Source organism: Bradyrhizobium frederickii, from assembly GCF_004570865.1.
In the GTDB taxonomy this organism is placed as follows: domain Bacteria; phylum Pseudomonadota; class Alphaproteobacteria; order Rhizobiales; family Xanthobacteraceae; genus Bradyrhizobium; species Bradyrhizobium frederickii.
This window is the reverse complement of record NZ_SPQS01000011.1, coordinates 217,475-233,550: the sequence shown is the minus strand read 5'-3', so window position 1 is coordinate 233,550 and position 16,076 is coordinate 217,475. Positions and strand designations below refer to the sequence as shown.

Here is a 16,076-nt window from a genome sequence, read left to right as displayed (position 1 = left end):
TCCCTGGGGGCGCCCGGTCCGGACGCGCTTATCGGGAGATCATGGCCCGATCTATTCCCCGGATAAATAGATCGATTATAATGTATTGCATGAAAGAAATCGATCATTTGGCGCTCGACGGCCACGCGCTCGAACTGTTCCTCGCCGTGCTGGAGGAGGGATCGGTGACCGCGGCGGCAACCCGGCTCGGCCTGACGCAATCGGCGGTCAGTCACGGGCTGAACAAGCTGCGGCGGATCGCAGGCGATCCGCTGTTCGCGAAATCCGGCCGCGGCATCGTCGCCACCGCGCATGCGCAGGCCCTCGCCGCAAAGGCACGGGCGCTGATCGACGAGATGCGGAGCTTTGCCGGCGGCGTCACGTTCGAGCCGGCTCGCGCGCAGCTTTCGCTGACGATCGCCGCCAATGACTTCCAGCGCGATCTGCTGCTGCCGCGGTTCTTCGATCATGTCGCAGCACAGGTGAAGAGCCTGAACCTGCGCGTGATCCCTTCGCAGTCCCCCTCGCCCGCGATGCTGCGCGAAGACCGCTGCGACGTCCTGATCACGCCGCTGCCGCCGTCCGGTATCGACATCGTGCAGAAGCGTCTCTTGAGCGATCATTACGTCTGTTACTTCGATTCCAAGATGCGCACCGCGCCGACCGGCCGCGGTGCCTATCTCGCGGCGCGCCACATCACGGTCGTCTATACCGACAATGAGCGGCTCGACTTCGACCGCCGGCTGGCGGCCAACGGCCTTCACCGCGACATCGCGATCTCGGTGCCGAGCTTTTCCGGCGTGCCGTCGTTCCTGCGCGGCTCGCAGATGCTGGCGAGCATGCCGAGCCTGCTGGCGTCGGGGATCATGCGCGATTTCGCGCAAACGCGGATTCCGCTGGCCTCCCGCACGCGGACGCTGGCCGAGCTGCCGATGTTCATGGTCTGGCACCAGCGCTATCAGAAGGACCCGGCCCATCGATGGGTCAGGAGCCAGCTCGAGACGGTGGCGGCAACGGCCGCCAAGGCGTGATTGGACCGTCTTTCGGAAGACCAGCCCTCGCCAAATCCACTGGTTGCGCGCCGGCCGCCACGCTAGAATTCGCCCATGACAGTGACCGACATTGCGAGCCGGACCTACAATCACAGCTGGCGGCTGGATCCCATCATCCGCAGCCTGCTTGATACCGACTTCTACAAGCTATTGATGTTGCAAATGATTCGGGAGGCCTACCCGGATCAGCAGGTGACCTTCTCGGTCATCAACCGGTCGCGCCACGTGCGGCTCGCCGAGATCATCGACGAGAGCGAGCTGCGCGCCCAGCTCGACCATGCCCGCACCATCCGCTTCACCAAGAAGGAGCTGATCTGGCTCGCCGGTAACACCTTCTACGGCAAGACTCACATGTTCTCGGCGGACTTCATCCGCTGGCTGGCCGAATTCCGCCTCCCCGAGTACGAGCTGCGCAAGGTCGAGGGCCAGTACGAACTGCATTTCCACGGGCCGTGGACCCACACCACGATGTGGGAGATTCCGGCGCTCGCAATCCTCAACGAGCTGCGCTCCCGTGCGGCGATCAAGGGCCGCGGCCGCTTCGAGCTCGACGTGCTCTATGCCCGCGCCAAGGCCAAGCTCTGGACCAAGGTGGAGCGTCTTCGCAAGCTGGAAAATCTGCGCCTGTCCGACTTCGGCACCCGCCGCCGTCACGGCTTCCTCTGGCAGCGCTGGTGCGTTGAGGCGGTGAAGGAAGGCCTGGGCTCGTCCTTCATCGGTACGTCCAACGTGCTGCTGGCGATGGACAACGACCTCGAGGCCATCGGCACCAATGCGCATGAGCTGCCGATGGTCGCGGCCGCGCTCGCCAAGGACGATGAGGAATTGCGCTGGGCGCCCTATCGCATTCTCGACCAGTGGCGCCAGACCTATGGCGGCAACCTCCTGATCGCACTGCCCGATGCCTTCGGCACCAAGGCCTTCCTGCGCGATGCACCGGAATGGGTTGCTGACTGGACCGGCTTCCGGCCCGACAGCGCGCCGCCGATCCAGGCCGGCGAGGAGATCGTCGCGTGGTGGGAGAAGAAGGGTCGCAACCCCAAGGACAAGCTGCTCGTATTTTCCGACGCGATGGATGTCGGCTCGATCGAGGAGACCTATCATCACTTTGCCGGCCGGGTGCGGCTCTCCTTCGGCTGGGGCACCAACCTCACCAATGATTTCGTCGGCTGCACGCCGGACGGCTCGTTCAATCTCGATCCGATCTCGCTGGTCTGCAAGGTGTCGTCGGTCGACGGCCGTCCCGCCGTCAAGCTCTCCGACAATCCGGAGAAGGCGACCGGCATACCCTCGGAGATCGAGCGGTATCTGCGCGTGTTCGGCGACGCCGGCCGTGTGCGCAAGCCGGTGCTGGTCTAGCTCGGGACACGTCCCTCCTCGTCAAGCAAAGCGCCCACGACGAACGCGATCAGCCGATCGGGCGATTTGCCGGCATTTGAAGCAATCTGCGGCCGATCATTTCACGACGCCTTCACCCTGCGACGCAGTCCTGCGCACCTTTCAGGTCGAGTTAAGCAACCATCGCCTCTACTTCGCGTTGCAGACGCAGCGCACCGTTGGGGGCGTTGCGCGATTTGGGGAACGCCAGGGTGTTTCGCAGAACAGCGACATCGATGAAGGGGCGCAGCCTTCTTCACGTCATCAAGCTCGTCTCGCCTTTCGTGATGGTCGTCGTGCTTCAGGCGGCGATCGCGGGATTCAGCCTGGAGGTGATGTCGTCGGTTCGCGCCTATGTCGCGGGCGAAGCATTGTGGTCGCGCTCGCAGAAGAACGCCGTCTATTTCCTCAATCTCTATCTGCATTCCGGCGAGGCCAGCCAGTTCGCGCAGTACCAGGCCTCGCTCGCCGTCCCCATCGGCGACGAGTTCGCGCGCTGGGCACTCGAACGCGATCCGGTCGACGTCGAGGCGGCCCGCATCGGCTTCCTGCAAGGCGGCAACCATCCCGATGACGTTCCGGGATTGATCTGGCTGTTTCGTTATTTCAACCGCGTCAGCTTCCTCCAGGAAGCGATCCGCGAGTGGGCCGCCACCGACCCCATGCTGCTGGAGCTGAGCGTCTTCGGCGAGGTCATTCGGTCCGAGTGGGAGGGCGGTCGGGTTCAGGACGCAAGCCGCGTGCAAGTCCTATCGTCACGGCTCTCCGAGCTCAACACCCAATTCACGGTGCATGCCAAACGGTTCTCGGCCGTCCTCAGTGAAGGCTCCCGCGCCATCAAGCTGACGCTGACCGGCATCAACATCGTCACCGCGGTGACCCTGATCCTGCTCCTGATCTGGCACACCAGACGATTGGTGCTGCAACGACAGACATTCGAAGACGCCTTGCATGCCGAGAAGGAACGTCTGGCCTTCCAGGCTTCGCACGACTGGCTGACCGGCCTGTCCAATCGCCGCGCCTTCGAGGCGCGACTGCAGGGCGAGCTGGACGTTGCCCCCGCGGGTTCGCTGAGCCTGATCCTGCTCGACCTCGACCAGTTCAAGAACGTTAACGACAGCTGCGGACACCTTGCCGGCGATCGCCTGCTCTGCCAGGTCTCGCGCCTCCTGCAACAGGACCGGCGTCCGCACGATTTGGTGGCGCGCCTGGGCGGCGACGAATTCGGCCTGATCCTGCCGCAGTGCTCGCCTTATGATGCGGTCGATATCGCTGAACGGTTGCGGCGAGCGCTCGAGCTGTTCACCTTCGCCTGGGACGATCGCTGCTTTGCCGTGACCGCCAGCATCGGCGTCGCCTGCATCGCCGACAGCACCACCACGCTCGAGGACGCGATGCGGCGCGCGGATGCCGCCTGTTATCGCGCCAAGGAGAAGGGACGCAACCGGGTCCAGGTCGACGACGGGAGACCCGACGTCGTCCTCGTTGCAACCCGGCCGCGCGAGGCCGTCGCGGGGCGAGGCTGATCGCCGCCTGCGAGCCGCTTCATCTCGTCAGCCACGAGGACCGGCCGCTCGGACGCAAGCGGGATCAGGCCGGGTGCGCTCCAGGCCTGCACAACTGCCTCCTGAGCAGCGTTGCGTAAGGCGCAGGGCCGCAACGCCCCGGTTGTGGTACCCCGGCCACAACATTCCCGAAAACGTTGCGTCTTTCGCATTTCGACACTTCGCTTTGCGCGCTGGTCCAAGAAGGCCAAGGCCTCCATCACTAAGCATAGCAATCGCCCAGCGTTGCTGGCCGGATTCCATCCGGACCGCATCGCGAACGGAGTTTGCAGTTGCCTTGGAATCATTGGATGACCTCGCCGTACGTCAGCGCTGCAACGACGCGCCCGCGACACGCGCTCCTCTTGAGCACCGCGATCAGTGCTCTTGCTGCGGGTACCACACTGCCCTGGTTCACCGCGCCGGCAGCAGCGGCCTGCGTGATTACCGGTAGCGGTTCGCAGACGGCGCTCCAATCGGGCGATTCGATCACCTGCACCGGCGCGGGAAACACCCTCGTCAAGACGGCACCTGCGGTCAGCGGCGTCACCGTCAACATCGGTGACGGCACCGCGACGTCCGTAAACGACCCCGCCTTTGCGGGCGTCGTCTTCGAGGCCGCATCCAATGGCGCGATCAATGTTTCCGGCAACGCGACGATCACGTCGGCCAACAGCGACGGCATTACATTGGTCAGCGGCAGCAACAACAACGTTGTCACGATAGATGCGGGTGCCGTTGTCGGGTCGTCGGCCGTCGGAACTACGGCACTCGCCCTGTCCAATTCCAGCAACAACGTCGTCGTCATCGGGGGGACGGTTGGAAGCGCCGCGCCCATAACGAGCGGCATTGGGATCGGCAACGGATCGGCGAACAACCAGGTGAACGTCCTGTCGGGCGGCGTTGTCCAGGCCAGCAATGTCGGGGCTGTCGATCTCAACGGCGCGGGCGCCGGGAATATCGTCAACAACGCAGGCACGATCTCGAGCGCCACCGGCTCCGCGATCCTCGGCTCGGCCAATCAGGACACCGTCATCAACTCCGGCACGATCATGACCGGCGCCAGCACGGCCGTAGATCTCAAGAACGGCAACGACGTGTTCGAGTTGCGGGCGGGATCGAGCGTCACGGGCTGGGTCCTGGGCGGCAACGGACTGGACACGTTGCGCCTGGGCGGGACCGCCAACGCGACGTTCGACCTCGGCACATTCGGCGCGGCCGGTCAGTTCCGGGAATTCGAGGTGCTGGAAAAGACCGGCAGTTCCACCTGGACACTGACGGGTTCGACGACGGACACGGCGACCATGGACGTCCAGGCCGGCACCCTCATCGTCAACGGCACGATGGCCAACATCGCGACGATCGTGACCGGCGGCACGCTCAGTGGCAGCGGCATGATCGGATCGCTCACAGTGCTGTCGGGCGGCAGGGTCGCGCCCGGCAATCTCGGTCAACTAATCGTCAACACCAATGCAGCGTTCCAGTCAGGGTCGACGTACGCGATCTCGGTCAACGCGGCCGGACAATCAGACAAGATTGCCGCCATGAGCGCGACGCTGACAGGCGGCACCGTCGCCGTCACCACGCTTGCCGGCGCCTACGGCGCATCGACGCAATACACGATCCTCAGCACGACGACCGGCGTCACCGGATCCTTCGCAAACGTCACGCTGAGCGGATACAATCCGCAGTTCTTCACCTCCGCCCTGAGCTACGATGGGCTCTCGGTATTCCTGACGCTCAATTACAACACGGCCGTGTTCCAATCCGTCGCCCAAACGCAGAACCAGAAGGCCGTGGCCGGCGCATTGAGCGCGTTCGGCCCCAACCTGCCCTTCCTGGCATCGTTCGCCGGCCAGAGCGATGCCCAGCTCCGCTACAGCATGGACCAACTTTCGGGGGAAGCCGCGACAGGAGCCCAGCAGGGCGCTTTCCAGTTCACGGGCCAGTTCCTCGGCCTCATGCTCGATCCATTCGTCAGCGGACGCGGGACCTTCGGCAATGCCACAAGCGACACCGTGCTCGGTTTCAACCCCGCGCGCGCCGTGCTTCCGGATGATATTGCGCTGGCCTACAACAAGGTCTTGGGCGTACCGGCCGCGAAGGCGCCGACCTTCGCGGAGCGCTGGACCGCCTGGGGAACGGCGTTCGGCGGCGCCAACCGCACCGGCGGCGACCCCGTCGTGATCGGCAGCCACGACCTCAGCGCGCGCGCGGGCGGCGTCGCGGCCGGAGCCGACTATCATGTCAGCCGCGACGCGATCGTCGGCTTTGCGCTCTCCGGCGGCGGCACCAAATGGGATCTGGCGCAGGCGCTGGGCGGCGGCAAGAGCGATGCGCTGCAGGCTGGCGTCTATACCGCGGTGCGTACCGGCCCGGCCTATTTCGCCGCCTCGCTGGCCGTGGCCAACCACTGGATGTCGACAGACCGCCTCGCGCCGTTCAGCAATCAGCTCACCGCGAAATTCAATGCGCAGACCTTCGGCGGCCGCATCGAGGGCGGCTATCGCTTCGCGACGCCGATCGGCGGCTTCACGCCATACGCAGCGGCACAGGCGCAGGCGTTTCGCACGCCGACTTACGCCGAGGTTGATCTGGCGGGCGGCGGTCTTGGGCTGACGTATCAGGGCCGCACCGCCTCCGACACACGGAGCGAACTCGGCGCGCGCTTCGATCGGACGACACTGATTGCACCGAATGCGGTCCTGACGTTGCGCGGTCGCGCGGCCTGGGCGCATGATTGGGTGAGCGATCCGGCACTCGTCGCCGCATTCCAGGGCCTTCCCGCCGCGAGCTTCATCGTCAATGGTGCGACGCCGGCGAAGGACGCCGCGCTCGCATCCGCCGGCGCCGAGCTCAAATTTTCGAACGGCGTTGCCCTGTCTGCCAAGTTCGACGGCGAGTTCGCGGCCCGCAGCACCACCTATTCCGGCACTGCGAGCCTGCGATACGCCTGGTAGCGGCGCTCCCTCATCGCGATGGCCGTGCGCCCACCGGCAAAATGCCGAGGCCGGCGAGATGGGCGTCGATAAACTGCTCGACCTGCTGGCGCAGCATCTGGGGCGGCACGGCGACCATGCGCTCCTCGAGGCCGAGCGAGATGATGCCGTGCACGGCGGAGAACAGCGTGCGCGACAGCAGCGCGATCTTCACGTCATCCGCATCCGGCAGCAGCCGCACCAGCGGCGCATGCATCAGCGCGAAGGCGTCCATCACCATCTGCAGGATGTCGTCGGGATAGGGGCGGTCATCCTCCATCCGGTGCTCGAACAGCGAGCGCAGCAGATTGGCGTGCTCGGCAAAGAAGTCGAGATAGGTCGCGGCAAGTCCGTAGAGCTGGCGCACGGGGTCATCAGCGGGAACTCCGCGAAGGCGGGCCGTGAGGGCCTGAACGGTCTCCCGGTTGACGGTCAGGATCACCCCGTCGAAGTCGCCGAACTCGTTATAGACACTGCCGACGGAACAGCCGGCGGCCTCGGAAACGTCCCGAACCTTTAACGATCTCAATCCCTTAGTCGCGATGATGCCGCGCGCGATCTCCAGGATCTGGAGCCGCCGCCGATTTTTTTTCCGGTCGCGCAGCGATTCTTCTTGAACATTGTTCATTTTCAAGCTACTCATGTGAACATTGTTCAATATTAACCCGGAGACCTGCAAAATGCAAAGCCTCGCTGTTGATATCGCCGCCACCTTCGTCGACGACGCTGCCGCCCTCGTCACCGGCTTTGGCCGAACCCTGTTGCGGTTCGCCATGGCGCCGATCAATCGCATCGCCAACGCCTGCGACGTCGCCGGCGTGCTCGCGGAACGTCGGGCGGCCTTCCGGATGTGGCGGGCCAGCCGCGACCGTGCACGTCCCCAAGGACGCAGGTTTAGCGTTCTCGGCCGCTTCTCGCCCTTGCGCCACCTCTCCCATCTGACCTGAGACGCCGGCCCATCGGGTCGGCTCGAATTCCGGGTCAGGTTGCAACGAAGGACTCACCATGCCCGGACATTCGCGGTCGATCCCGCTGGCCTCCGTGATGCGGTTCAGGTTTTCCTCATCGCCCGGACCATATCCGGGTATGCCCGAGCTGACGCGGGCCGCGACCAGATATCTGCGAACCTAACGAGACCATTAGGAGACCAACAGGATCGGAGGAACCGAGGGGACAGAGCATGCCGGCGCATCCTCACCGTGCAATCGTTCGTCCCATGCGCTTCCGGTCGTGACGCTTCACAGACAACGTAGCAACCTCAGGCTGCCTTTCCAAAACAGGACTAGTCATGATCAGGGAATTGATGTCGTCACGCCGCTTTGCGCCGCTGTTCTGGGCGCAATTCTTCTCGGCGCTCAATGACAACGTGCTCAAGAACGCACTCGTCATCATTCTGCTTTACAGTGCCGCAACCGGCCACGGCGATGCGCTGGTGACGGTGGCCGGCGCGGTCTTCATCTTCCCCTATTTCATCCTGTCCGGGCTCGGCGGCCAGCTCGCCGACAAATACGTCAAGTCCGTCGTCGCACGGCGGCTCAAATTCGCCGAGATCTTCGCAGCCTGCTTTGCCGCCGCCGGCTTCTTCCTGCACTCGGTACCGCTCTTGTTCGCAGCGCTCGCACTGTTCGGCGTCATCGCCGCGCTGTTCGGGCCCGTGAAATACGCCATGCTGCCGGACCAGCTCGAGCTCGGCGAGCTCGCGACCGGCAACGCGCTGGTCGAGGGCGCGACCTTCATGGCCATCCTGCTCGGCACCGTCGCCGGCGGCCAGTTCGTGGCCGGCTCCGCGCATATGGGCTGGGTCGCATCCGCCGTGGTCGTGCTGGCCCTGCTGTCATGGGCGTTCGCCTCCCGCATTCCGCAGACAACGCCCTCCGCGCCCGACCTGCCCGTCGACGCCAATCCCTGGACCTCTACGGTCAGCCTGCTCAGGACGCTGCACGCCGATCACCGGCTGTGGGACGGCACCGTGATCGTGTCCTGGTTCTGGCTAGTCGGCGCCATCGTGCTGTCGCTGCTGCCGGCGCTGGTGAAGGAAGTCGTCGGCGGCACCGAGGGCGTGGTGACGCTGTGTCTTGCCATCTTCGCGATCGGCATCGCCATCGGCTCTCTGTTCGCCGCGAGCCTCAGCCACGTTCGTCCGAACCTCGCGCTGGTGCCGATCGGGGCCATCATCATGGGATTCGCCGGGCTCGATCTGGCCTGGGCCATCGGTGTGACCGCCAAGGGCCACGACATCGCCGCGCTCGACTTCGCAACCTCGTTTGCCGGCTTGCGCATGCTGGTCGATTTCGTCGCCTTCGCGTTCGGCGGCGGCTTGTTCGTCGTTCCGTCCTTTGCCGCGGTCCAGGCCTGGTCGGCCACCTCCGAGCGCGCCCGCATCATCGCCGCCGGCAACGTGTTGCAGGCCGCCTTCATGGTGGTCGGCTCGCTGTTCGTCGCGTTGCTGCAGGCCGCCGGCCTCCATATCGGCTGGATCTTCTTCGGCCTCGGCGTCGCCAGCTTCGGCGCGGTGTGGTTCGTGCTGACCAAGTGGGGCAAGGAAGGCGTGCGCGATTTCGGCGGTCTGCTGTTCCGCGCGCTGTTCCGCACCGAGGTGCGCGGGCTGGAAAACCTGCCGCCTCCGGGCACGCGCATGCTGATCGCGCCGAACCATGTCAGCCTGATCGACGGCCCGCTACTGCACGCCGTGCTGCCGATCGACGCCAGCTTCGCGGTCGATACCGGCATTGCCAAGGCCTGGTGGGCCAAGCCGTTCCTGCGCGTCGTCAAGCACTACACCATGGATCCGACCAAGCCGCTGGCCGCGCGCGACCTGATCAAGCTCGTTGCCGCGGGCGAGCCCGTGGTGATCTTCCCGGAAGGACGCATTACCGTCTCCGGCTCGCTGATGAAGGTCTATGACGGCACCGCGATGATCGCGGACAAGGCCGATGCCGTGGTCGTGCCGGTCCGCATCGAAGGCGCCCAGCGCTCGCATCTGAGCTACCTCAATTCCAGCCAGATCAAGCGCTCGTGGTTCCCGCGGGTGACGGTCACCATCCTGCCGCCGGTCAAGCTTCCGGTCGATCAAGCGCTGAGGGGCAAGGCGCGCCGCAATGCCGCCGGCGCCGCGCTCCAGGACGTGATGATCGACGCCCTGGTGAAGAACGCCATGCTCGATCACTCGCTGTTCGAGGCGCTCGGACACGCCTATCGCGATCGCGACACAGGCAAGGTCATCATCGAGGATGCGCTCGGCACCAAGCTGACCTATCGCAAGCTGATCCTCGGCGCGCAGGTCCTGAGCCGCAAGCTGGAGGCCGGCACCGCAATCGGCGAGAATGTCGGCGTGCTGCTGCCGAATTCGGCGGGCGTCGCCGTCGTCTTCATGGCGCTGCAGAACAGCGGCCGGGTGCCGGCGATGCTCAACTTCTCCGCCGGCCCGGTCAACGTGCTCGCCGCCATGAAGGCCGCGCAGGTCAAGACCGTGCTGACGTCGAAGGCGTTCATCGAGAAGGGCAAGCTCGACAAGCTGATGGCCGCGATCTCCGCCGAGGCGCGCGTGGTCTATCTCGAGGACGTCCGCGCCTCGATCGGCGTGGCCGACAAGATCAAAGGCCTGCTCGCGGGCACCACGCCGCGCGTTGTCCGCCAGGCCAACGATCCCGCCGTCGTGCTGTTCACGTCGGGTTCGGAAGGCACGCCCAAGGGCGTGGTGCTGTCCCACCGCAACATCCTGGCCAACGCGGCGCAGGCGCTGGCGCGGGTCGATGCCAACGCCAATGACAAGGTGTTCAACGTGCTGCCGGTGTTCCATTCGTTCGGCCTCACCGGCGGCATGATGATGCCGATGCTCGCGGGCATTCCGATCTACATGTACCCCTCGCCGCTGCACTACCGGATCGTGCCCGAGCTGATCTACCAGACCGGCGCCACCATCCTGTTCGGCACCGATACGTTCCTCACCGGCTATGCGCGGTCGGCGCACCCTTACGACTTCCGCACCCTGCGCCTCGTCATCGCCGGCGCCGAGGCGGTCAAGGACCGCACCCGGCAGGTGTTCATGGAGCGCTACGGCATCCGCATCCTCGAAGGCTACGGCGTCACCGAGACGGCGCCGGTGCTGGCGATGAACACGCCGATGGCCAACCGCCCCGGCACCGTCGGCCGCCTCTCGCCGCTGATGGAAAGCCGCCTCGATCCGGTCCCCGGCATCGAGGAAGGCGGTCGCCTCTCGGTGCGCGGGCCGAACGTGATGCTCGGTTACCTCAGGGCCGAAAATCCCGGCGTGCTCGAAAAGCTTGCCGAGGGCTGGCACGACACCGGCGACATCGTGGCGATCGACGCCGCCGGTTTCATCACCATCAAGGGCCGCGCCAAGCGCTTTGCCAAGATCGCGGGCGAAATGGTCTCGCTGTCGGCGGTCGAAGCCATCGCGACCACGCTGTGGCCGCAGGCCGCATCGATCGCGGTGTCGATCCCCGATCCGCGCAAGGGCGAGCGCATCGTGCTGCTGACGACGGAGAAGAACGCCGAGCGCAGCGCAATGCAGGGCCAGGCCAAGGCGATCGGCGCGTCCGAGCTGACCGTGCCCGCGGCGATCATGGTGGTCGACAAGGTGCCGCTGCTCGGCACCGGCAAGACCGACTACGTCACCGCGACGACGATGGCGCGCGAGCAGGCCTCCGCGCCGGAGCGCGAGGTGGCGTAAGGGCGGCGGGGCCGGGTTCGCCGGTCACGCCGCTGTCCGCCGCTCCTGCGCGTAACGCACGAGCGCGGCGAAGCGATAGATGCCGTGCACGAACTTGCCGTAGGGCATGGTGATGAACAGCGCGAACACCGCGCCGAGATGCAGCGCGAGCAGCGGCCCCATGGCGGCGGTCTCGCGCAGGACGAGAAGCAGCATGCCGGTCGTTCCGGTCAGGAACAGCATGGCGATGAAGCCGACATCCATGCCGTAACGGCTCTCATCGAGCAGCGCCGGATCGCGCCTCATCCTGGCCGTGAACAGACCGATCGGGCCAATGATCAGTCCGATGCCGCCGAGCGTGCCCAGCACCACGGGCAAGTCCCACCACGGATACGGCGCCTCGCGGCCGAGCAGATAGTGGTAGAGCGTCGCCACCGACGTCGCGGCGAAGCACAGCAGGAAGCCGTAGAAGGTCAGGTGGTGATAGAGCTTGCGCCGGTCGGTCGGCTTGTCGTCCTCGTTGTAGCAGCCGACGCCGCCGCCATGGAGATAGCGCAGCTCGCCGGCATCGCGGATCGCCTGGAAGATCGAGCCGCCGTCGGCGCGGCCACCGATCGCAGGGCCGATGTCGCGCCAGAAGGCGCGCACGCTCATGACCAGCGCAAAAACGGCGTAGAGCAATGCGGCGCTGAACAAGGCTGCCATCGCGTTGTGCGGCATCAGCTTGTAGAAAGCGCCGGGACCGCTGTGCACGCCGAACAGCACGCTGCGGTCGTTGAGGGCGGCAAAGCCCAGGATGAACGCCGCCATGCTGAGCGCGGCGATGACGCTGATGACGAGACCGTTGCGCGCGAAGGCGCCGGACAGCGCCCCCGGCCAGGCATAGGCCGCATAGGACTCGGCGCGCGCGACCGCGAGCGTCTTCGGGACGTTGACGTTGAACTCGTGCGGCGGCGAGAACTGGCAGTCGACGTAGCAGGCGCCGCAGCCATGGCAGAGATTGGCGAGATAGTTGAGGTCGCCGTCAGAGAAGGCGCGGCGCAGCTCCATGGCCGGAAACACCGCGCAAAGACCCTCGCAATAGCGGCAGGAATTGCAGACCGTCATCAGACGGTCGGCTTCGTCGAGAATTCTAGTTCCGTGCATGCTTTGCCGCTTCCCGCCCTGCGATTCGTCCGAACACGCTGCCGATGGTCATGCCCATGCCGGCGGCATAACCCTTGCCGAGCACGTTACCGGCCATGATCTCGCCGGCCGCGAACATGTTGCCTGACGGCCTGCCGTCAGCCATCAGTATCCGCGCCTCCTTGTTCACGCGCGTGCCGAGATAGGTGAAGGTGATGCCGGGCCGCACCGGATAGGCGAGATAAGGCGGCGTCTCGATCTTGCGCGCCCAATGCGTCTTGGGTGGCGTGATTCCCTCGGTCACGCAATCATCCAGAATGGTGTGGTCGAAGGTGCCGGGCCGCACCGCGGCATTGAATTCGGCAATGGTCTTCTCCAGCGCGGCCGGATCGAGCTCGAGCCTTCCGGCAAGCTCCGCCACTGTCCGGCCGGCAATCGGCGGGAACAGCGTCGGCATGAAGCTGGTGACGACGGTGGAATCGAAGATGATGTAGGCGATCTGGTCGGGCTGCGCCGCCACCAGCCGGCCCCAGATGGCGTAGCGCTTCGGCCAGATGTCCTCACCTTCGTCGTAGAAGCGTTGCGCGTGCTTGTTGACGACGATGCCGAACACGACGGAGTCGTGCCGCGTGATGATGCCGCCGTCGAACTTCGGCGCCCGGGCGTCGATCGCGACCGCATGGCACTGGGTGGGATCGCCGACCTCCTGCACGCCCTTGTCGAGCAGCATCTTCAGGATCGAGCCGCGATTATAGGGCGTGCCGCGGATCAGGAAGTTGTCGGCGGCCTCGCCCCAATATTGCTTCAGCCACTCGATGTTGGCCTCGAACCCGCCGGCCGCGGCGACCAGGGAGGTGGCGCGGATCTCGGTCTCACCCTTGACCGGCCGTTTCAGCCGTGCGGCGAGGAACAAGCTGTCCTCGATCACGAGGTCGGTGACCTCGGCATCGTATTCGACGTCGACGCCGAGCCGCTCGGCGGTAAGATAGAGCGCGTTCAGCATCGCGCGGCCGCCGCCGAGGAAGAAGGAATTGGTGCGGCCAAGGCTCAGCGTGCCGCCGAGTGAGGGCTGCCAACGCACGCCCTGCTCCACGATCCAGTTCAGGATGTCCTTGGACTCCCGGATCATGTGGCGCGCCAACGCCTCGTCGGTCTGCCCGCCGGTGACGCGCAGCAGATCCTCCCAAAACTCCTCCTCGGTGTAGGGACCGGTCAGGATTTCGGTGGCGGCGTCATGGGCGCAGCGCATGTTGCGGGTGTGACGGGTGTTGCCGCCGCGATAGAATTTTGGCGCGCCTTCGAGCACCAGCACCGACGCTCCGCCGCGCCGTGCCGCGATCGCCGCACACAGCGCCGCATTGCCGCCTCCGATCACCAGCACGTCATACTTGCTGCTCATGGCGTTGGTCCGATGCGACGAAATTGGAGCCGTTCTGCCGGCCGGCGGCGTTGATAACCCACGCTTGCCATTGCGTACCTTTGTATACAAATATATACAACAACTGCGCAAGCGGCTTCTCTGCATGGGCAGGATGCGTCTCGCGCTTCGAGGACATCATGGCCAGGCGCCCGGCAAAGGCAGGCGGAACGATCGTGCGGAGCGGCGGTGTTGCGCTCGGTGAAGCCGTATTCCGCTCGCTCTGCGAAGCGCTCCAGGCCGGCAGCTATCGTGCCGGCGACCGCCTGCGCGAGGAGGAGGTCGCACAGCGGCTCAAGGTCAGCCGCACGCCGGTTCGCGAGGCGCTGGGCCGGCTCGCCGCACGCGGCTTCGTCGAGCCCGCCGCCGGCCGCGGGTTGATCGTCCGCAACCTCGACATCTCGGAGGTGCTGGAGCTCTATGCCATGCGCGAGATCATGGAAGGTGCCGCCGCGCGCCTCGCCGCCGAACATGCCTCGGCCACCGAGATCGAGGCGCTCGGGGACATCGAGCAGGCCTTTGTCGAGGCTTCCGCGACCGACGCCGCCGAGATGGCGCGGCTGAACCGCGCCTTCCACGAGGCGATCTGCCGCGCCGCGCGCAACCGCTATCTCGACAACGCTTCGCGGGAATTGCAGGACTGGATCGCCCTGCTCGGTCCGACCACCTTCACCGTAGCGGGCCGGCCCTCGACCAGCCACGACGAGCACCAGACCATCATCGAGGCGATCGCCGCGCGCGACGGCGACAAGGCCGAACAGCTCGCGCGCGCCCATATCCGCGAGGCACTGCGCTGCCGGCTCAAGCTGCTGCAGAAGCAATAGGTCGATCGTTCACGCATCGAAGACGCGCGTCAGCAGCCAATAGCTGCCGAGCAGAGCGATCATTGCGGACATGGCGTAGACCAGCCTCGCCGCTCGCGCCGGCTCCTCGCAGCCGGCCGCGGTCAGACGGTCCAGCAAGATAAGCACCGGCAGCATCAGTGCGACGATCGCAATCTGCCCGACCTCGACGCCGATATTGAAGGCGGCCAGCGCCGGGAGGATCGCATCCTGCGGCAAGCCGATCTCACGAAGCGCGCCGGCGAAGCCGAAACCGTGGACCAATCCAAACAGGAAGACCACGCGCCAGCGCTTGTCGACGTCGCGCGAGAAGAAGTTCTCGATCGCCACGAACACGATCGAGGCCGCGATCGCCGGCTCCACGATGTGGCTCGGGATGACCAGGACATTCAACGCCGCGAGCGACAATGTCAGGGAATGAGCGACGGTGAAGGCGGTGACGATCTTGACGACCGGCATCAGCCGGCGCGCCCATAGAACGATTGCGGCCAGGAATGCGACGTGATCGTAACCGAGGAAGATATGCTCGATGCCGGTCAGGAGATAGCGCCACATGGTCGAGGCCAGCGACGGCAGCTCCTTCGAGAGCGTGACCGTGACATTCTCGGCATCGAGCAAGGCCTGCGTCTCGGACTTGCCCTGCGCAACCAGCACGACCTGACGCGCAGCCTTGTCCCGTTCCGTCAGCACGGTGGAGCGGTAGACGATATCGCCGGCCGTGCTCGCGCAAGCAAAGCTGTTGCGATAGACGATGCCGTCACCATCGGGCAGAATCGCAGCATTGCCCGGCGCACAGGCCGCGCCGCCCCCCGTCACGGCCATATGCGTTTCGAGATAGGCGAGGATTGCTGCGCCGGCCGCTTCGACCGCAGCGGGATCGACTGCGTCCTGCTTTGCGTCATACATCCTCGTGCCGATCAGGCGATCGACATCGCTGCCCTTCAATCCGAGCTCGACCTTCACGATGCGATCGGCGGTCACCGCCACGCGCGCCGTGACGAGGTTGACCTGATGCGCCTCAGCCGGGCGGCCGATGCCGAGCAGAATCGCAAGCCACAGCAGAAGCAGCCACTTCACGATCCCGCTCCAT

The 16,076-nt window shown here is 65.5% G+C and carries 12 protein-coding genes; 7 read left to right on the top strand and 5 right to left on the bottom strand.

The window, feature by feature from the left end:
• The first annotated feature begins 80 nt into the window (after positions 1-80).
• The 3 genes from E4K64_RS20955 (at position 81) to E4K64_RS20945 (ending at position 3,934) form a co-directional block, all read left to right on the top strand.
• Positions 81-1,010, top strand: a complete 930-nt coding sequence (locus E4K64_RS20955) for a LysR family transcriptional regulator (RefSeq protein WP_167772159.1) — start codon at positions 81-83, stop codon at positions 1,008-1,010.
• A gap of 75 nt (positions 1,011-1,085) precedes the next feature.
• Positions 1,086-2,390, top strand: a complete 1,305-nt coding sequence (pncB, locus tag E4K64_RS20950) for a nicotinate phosphoribosyltransferase (RefSeq protein WP_126259868.1) — start codon at positions 1,086-1,088, stop codon at positions 2,388-2,390.
• Between the two features lie 230 nt (positions 2,391-2,620).
• The gene (locus E4K64_RS20945; RefSeq protein WP_135165201.1) at positions 2,621-3,934 is read left to right on the top strand and encodes a GGDEF domain-containing protein; all 1,314 of its coding nucleotides are present in this window, start codon (positions 2,621-2,623) and stop codon (positions 3,932-3,934) included.
• A 322-nt stretch (positions 3,935-4,256) separates the two neighbouring features.
• Here E4K64_RS20945 and E4K64_RS41215 read toward each other — a convergent pair whose 3' ends face one another.
• Complete coding sequence (locus E4K64_RS41215; RefSeq protein WP_235884731.1) at positions 4,257-4,829, bottom strand: hypothetical protein; 573 nt, start codon at positions 4,827-4,829, stop codon at positions 4,257-4,259.
• Positions 4,830-4,833: 4 nt separating this feature from the next.
• Between E4K64_RS41215 and E4K64_RS20940 the strand changes: the two genes are divergently transcribed.
• Positions 4,834-6,912 carry an autotransporter outer membrane beta-barrel domain-containing protein gene (locus tag E4K64_RS20940; RefSeq protein ID WP_235884730.1) on the top strand — a complete coding sequence of 693 codons (2,079 nt, stop codon included), beginning with the start codon at positions 4,834-4,836 and terminating at the stop codon, positions 6,910-6,912.
• Between the two features lie 10 nt (positions 6,913-6,922).
• Here the strand turns inward: E4K64_RS20940 and E4K64_RS20935 are convergent, their stop codons facing one another.
• Positions 6,923-7,558 (bottom strand): TetR/AcrR family transcriptional regulator, encoded by a 636-nt coding sequence (locus E4K64_RS20935; protein WP_135165251.1) that lies wholly within the window; start codon positions 7,556-7,558, stop codon positions 6,923-6,925.
• A gap of 52 nt (positions 7,559-7,610) precedes the next feature.
• Here E4K64_RS20935 and E4K64_RS20930 point away from each other — a divergent pair, with 52 nt between their 5' ends.
• On the top strand, positions 7,611-7,877 hold the full coding sequence (locus tag E4K64_RS20930) for a hypothetical protein (RefSeq protein WP_135165200.1): 267 nt from the start codon (positions 7,611-7,613) through the stop codon (positions 7,875-7,877).
• 341 nt (positions 7,878-8,218) lie between these two features.
• A complete protein-coding gene (locus tag E4K64_RS20925; RefSeq protein ID WP_135165199.1) occupies positions 8,219-11,623 on the top strand; it encodes an acyl-[ACP]--phospholipid O-acyltransferase in 3,405 nt (1,134 codons plus the stop codon).
• A 24-nt stretch (positions 11,624-11,647) separates the two neighbouring features.
• Here E4K64_RS20925 and tcuB read toward each other — a convergent pair whose 3' ends face one another.
• Positions 11,648-12,748, bottom strand: coding sequence for a tricarballylate utilization 4Fe-4S protein TcuB (gene tcuB / locus E4K64_RS20920; RefSeq protein ID WP_135165198.1), 1,101 nt, complete (start codon positions 12,746-12,748; stop codon positions 11,648-11,650).
• Entirely contained in the window at positions 12,735-14,126 is a 1,392-nt protein-coding gene (gene tcuA, locus E4K64_RS20915; RefSeq protein WP_135165197.1) for an FAD-dependent tricarballylate dehydrogenase TcuA, read from the bottom strand. The genes tcuB and tcuA overlap by 14 nt, the downstream gene beginning before the upstream one ends.
• A gap of 158 nt (positions 14,127-14,284) precedes the next feature.
• Here tcuA and E4K64_RS20910 point away from each other — a divergent pair, with 158 nt between their 5' ends.
• Positions 14,285-14,968 carry a GntR family transcriptional regulator gene (locus tag E4K64_RS20910; protein ID WP_135165196.1) on the top strand — a complete coding sequence of 228 codons (684 nt, stop codon included), beginning with the start codon at positions 14,285-14,287 and terminating at the stop codon, positions 14,966-14,968.
• A gap of 9 nt (positions 14,969-14,977) precedes the next feature.
• Here E4K64_RS20910 and E4K64_RS20905 read toward each other — a convergent pair whose 3' ends face one another.
• Positions 14,978-16,063, bottom strand: coding sequence for a HupE/UreJ family protein (locus tag E4K64_RS20905; protein WP_135165195.1), 1,086 nt, complete (start codon positions 16,061-16,063; stop codon positions 14,978-14,980).
• Positions 16,064-16,076 lie beyond the last annotated feature (13 nt).

Coding starts and splice junctions, on each gene's coding strand:
- E4K64_RS20955 (WP_167772159.1), top strand. CDS start 81: ATGTATTGCATGAAAGAAATCGATCATTTGGCGCTCGACGGCCACGCG.
- E4K64_RS20930 (WP_135165200.1), top strand. CDS start 7,611: ATGCAAAGCCTCGCTGTTGATATCGCCGCCACCTTCGTCGACGACGCT.
- E4K64_RS20910 (WP_135165196.1), top strand. CDS start 14,285: ATGGCCAGGCGCCCGGCAAAGGCAGGCGGAACGATCGTGCGGAGCGGC.
- tcuA (WP_135165197.1), bottom strand. CDS start 14,126: ATGAGCAGCAAGTATGACGTGCTGGTGATCGGAGGCGGCAATGCGGCG.
- pncB (WP_126259868.1), top strand. CDS start 1,086: ATGACAGTGACCGACATTGCGAGCCGGACCTACAATCACAGCTGGCGG.
- E4K64_RS20925 (WP_135165199.1), top strand. CDS start 8,219: ATGATCAGGGAATTGATGTCGTCACGCCGCTTTGCGCCGCTGTTCTGG.
- E4K64_RS20935 (WP_135165251.1), bottom strand. CDS start 7,558: ATGAACAATGTTCAAGAAGAATCGCTGCGCGACCGGAAAAAAAATCGG.
- tcuB (WP_135165198.1), bottom strand. CDS start 12,748: ATGCACGGAACTAGAATTCTCGACGAAGCCGACCGTCTGATGACGGTC.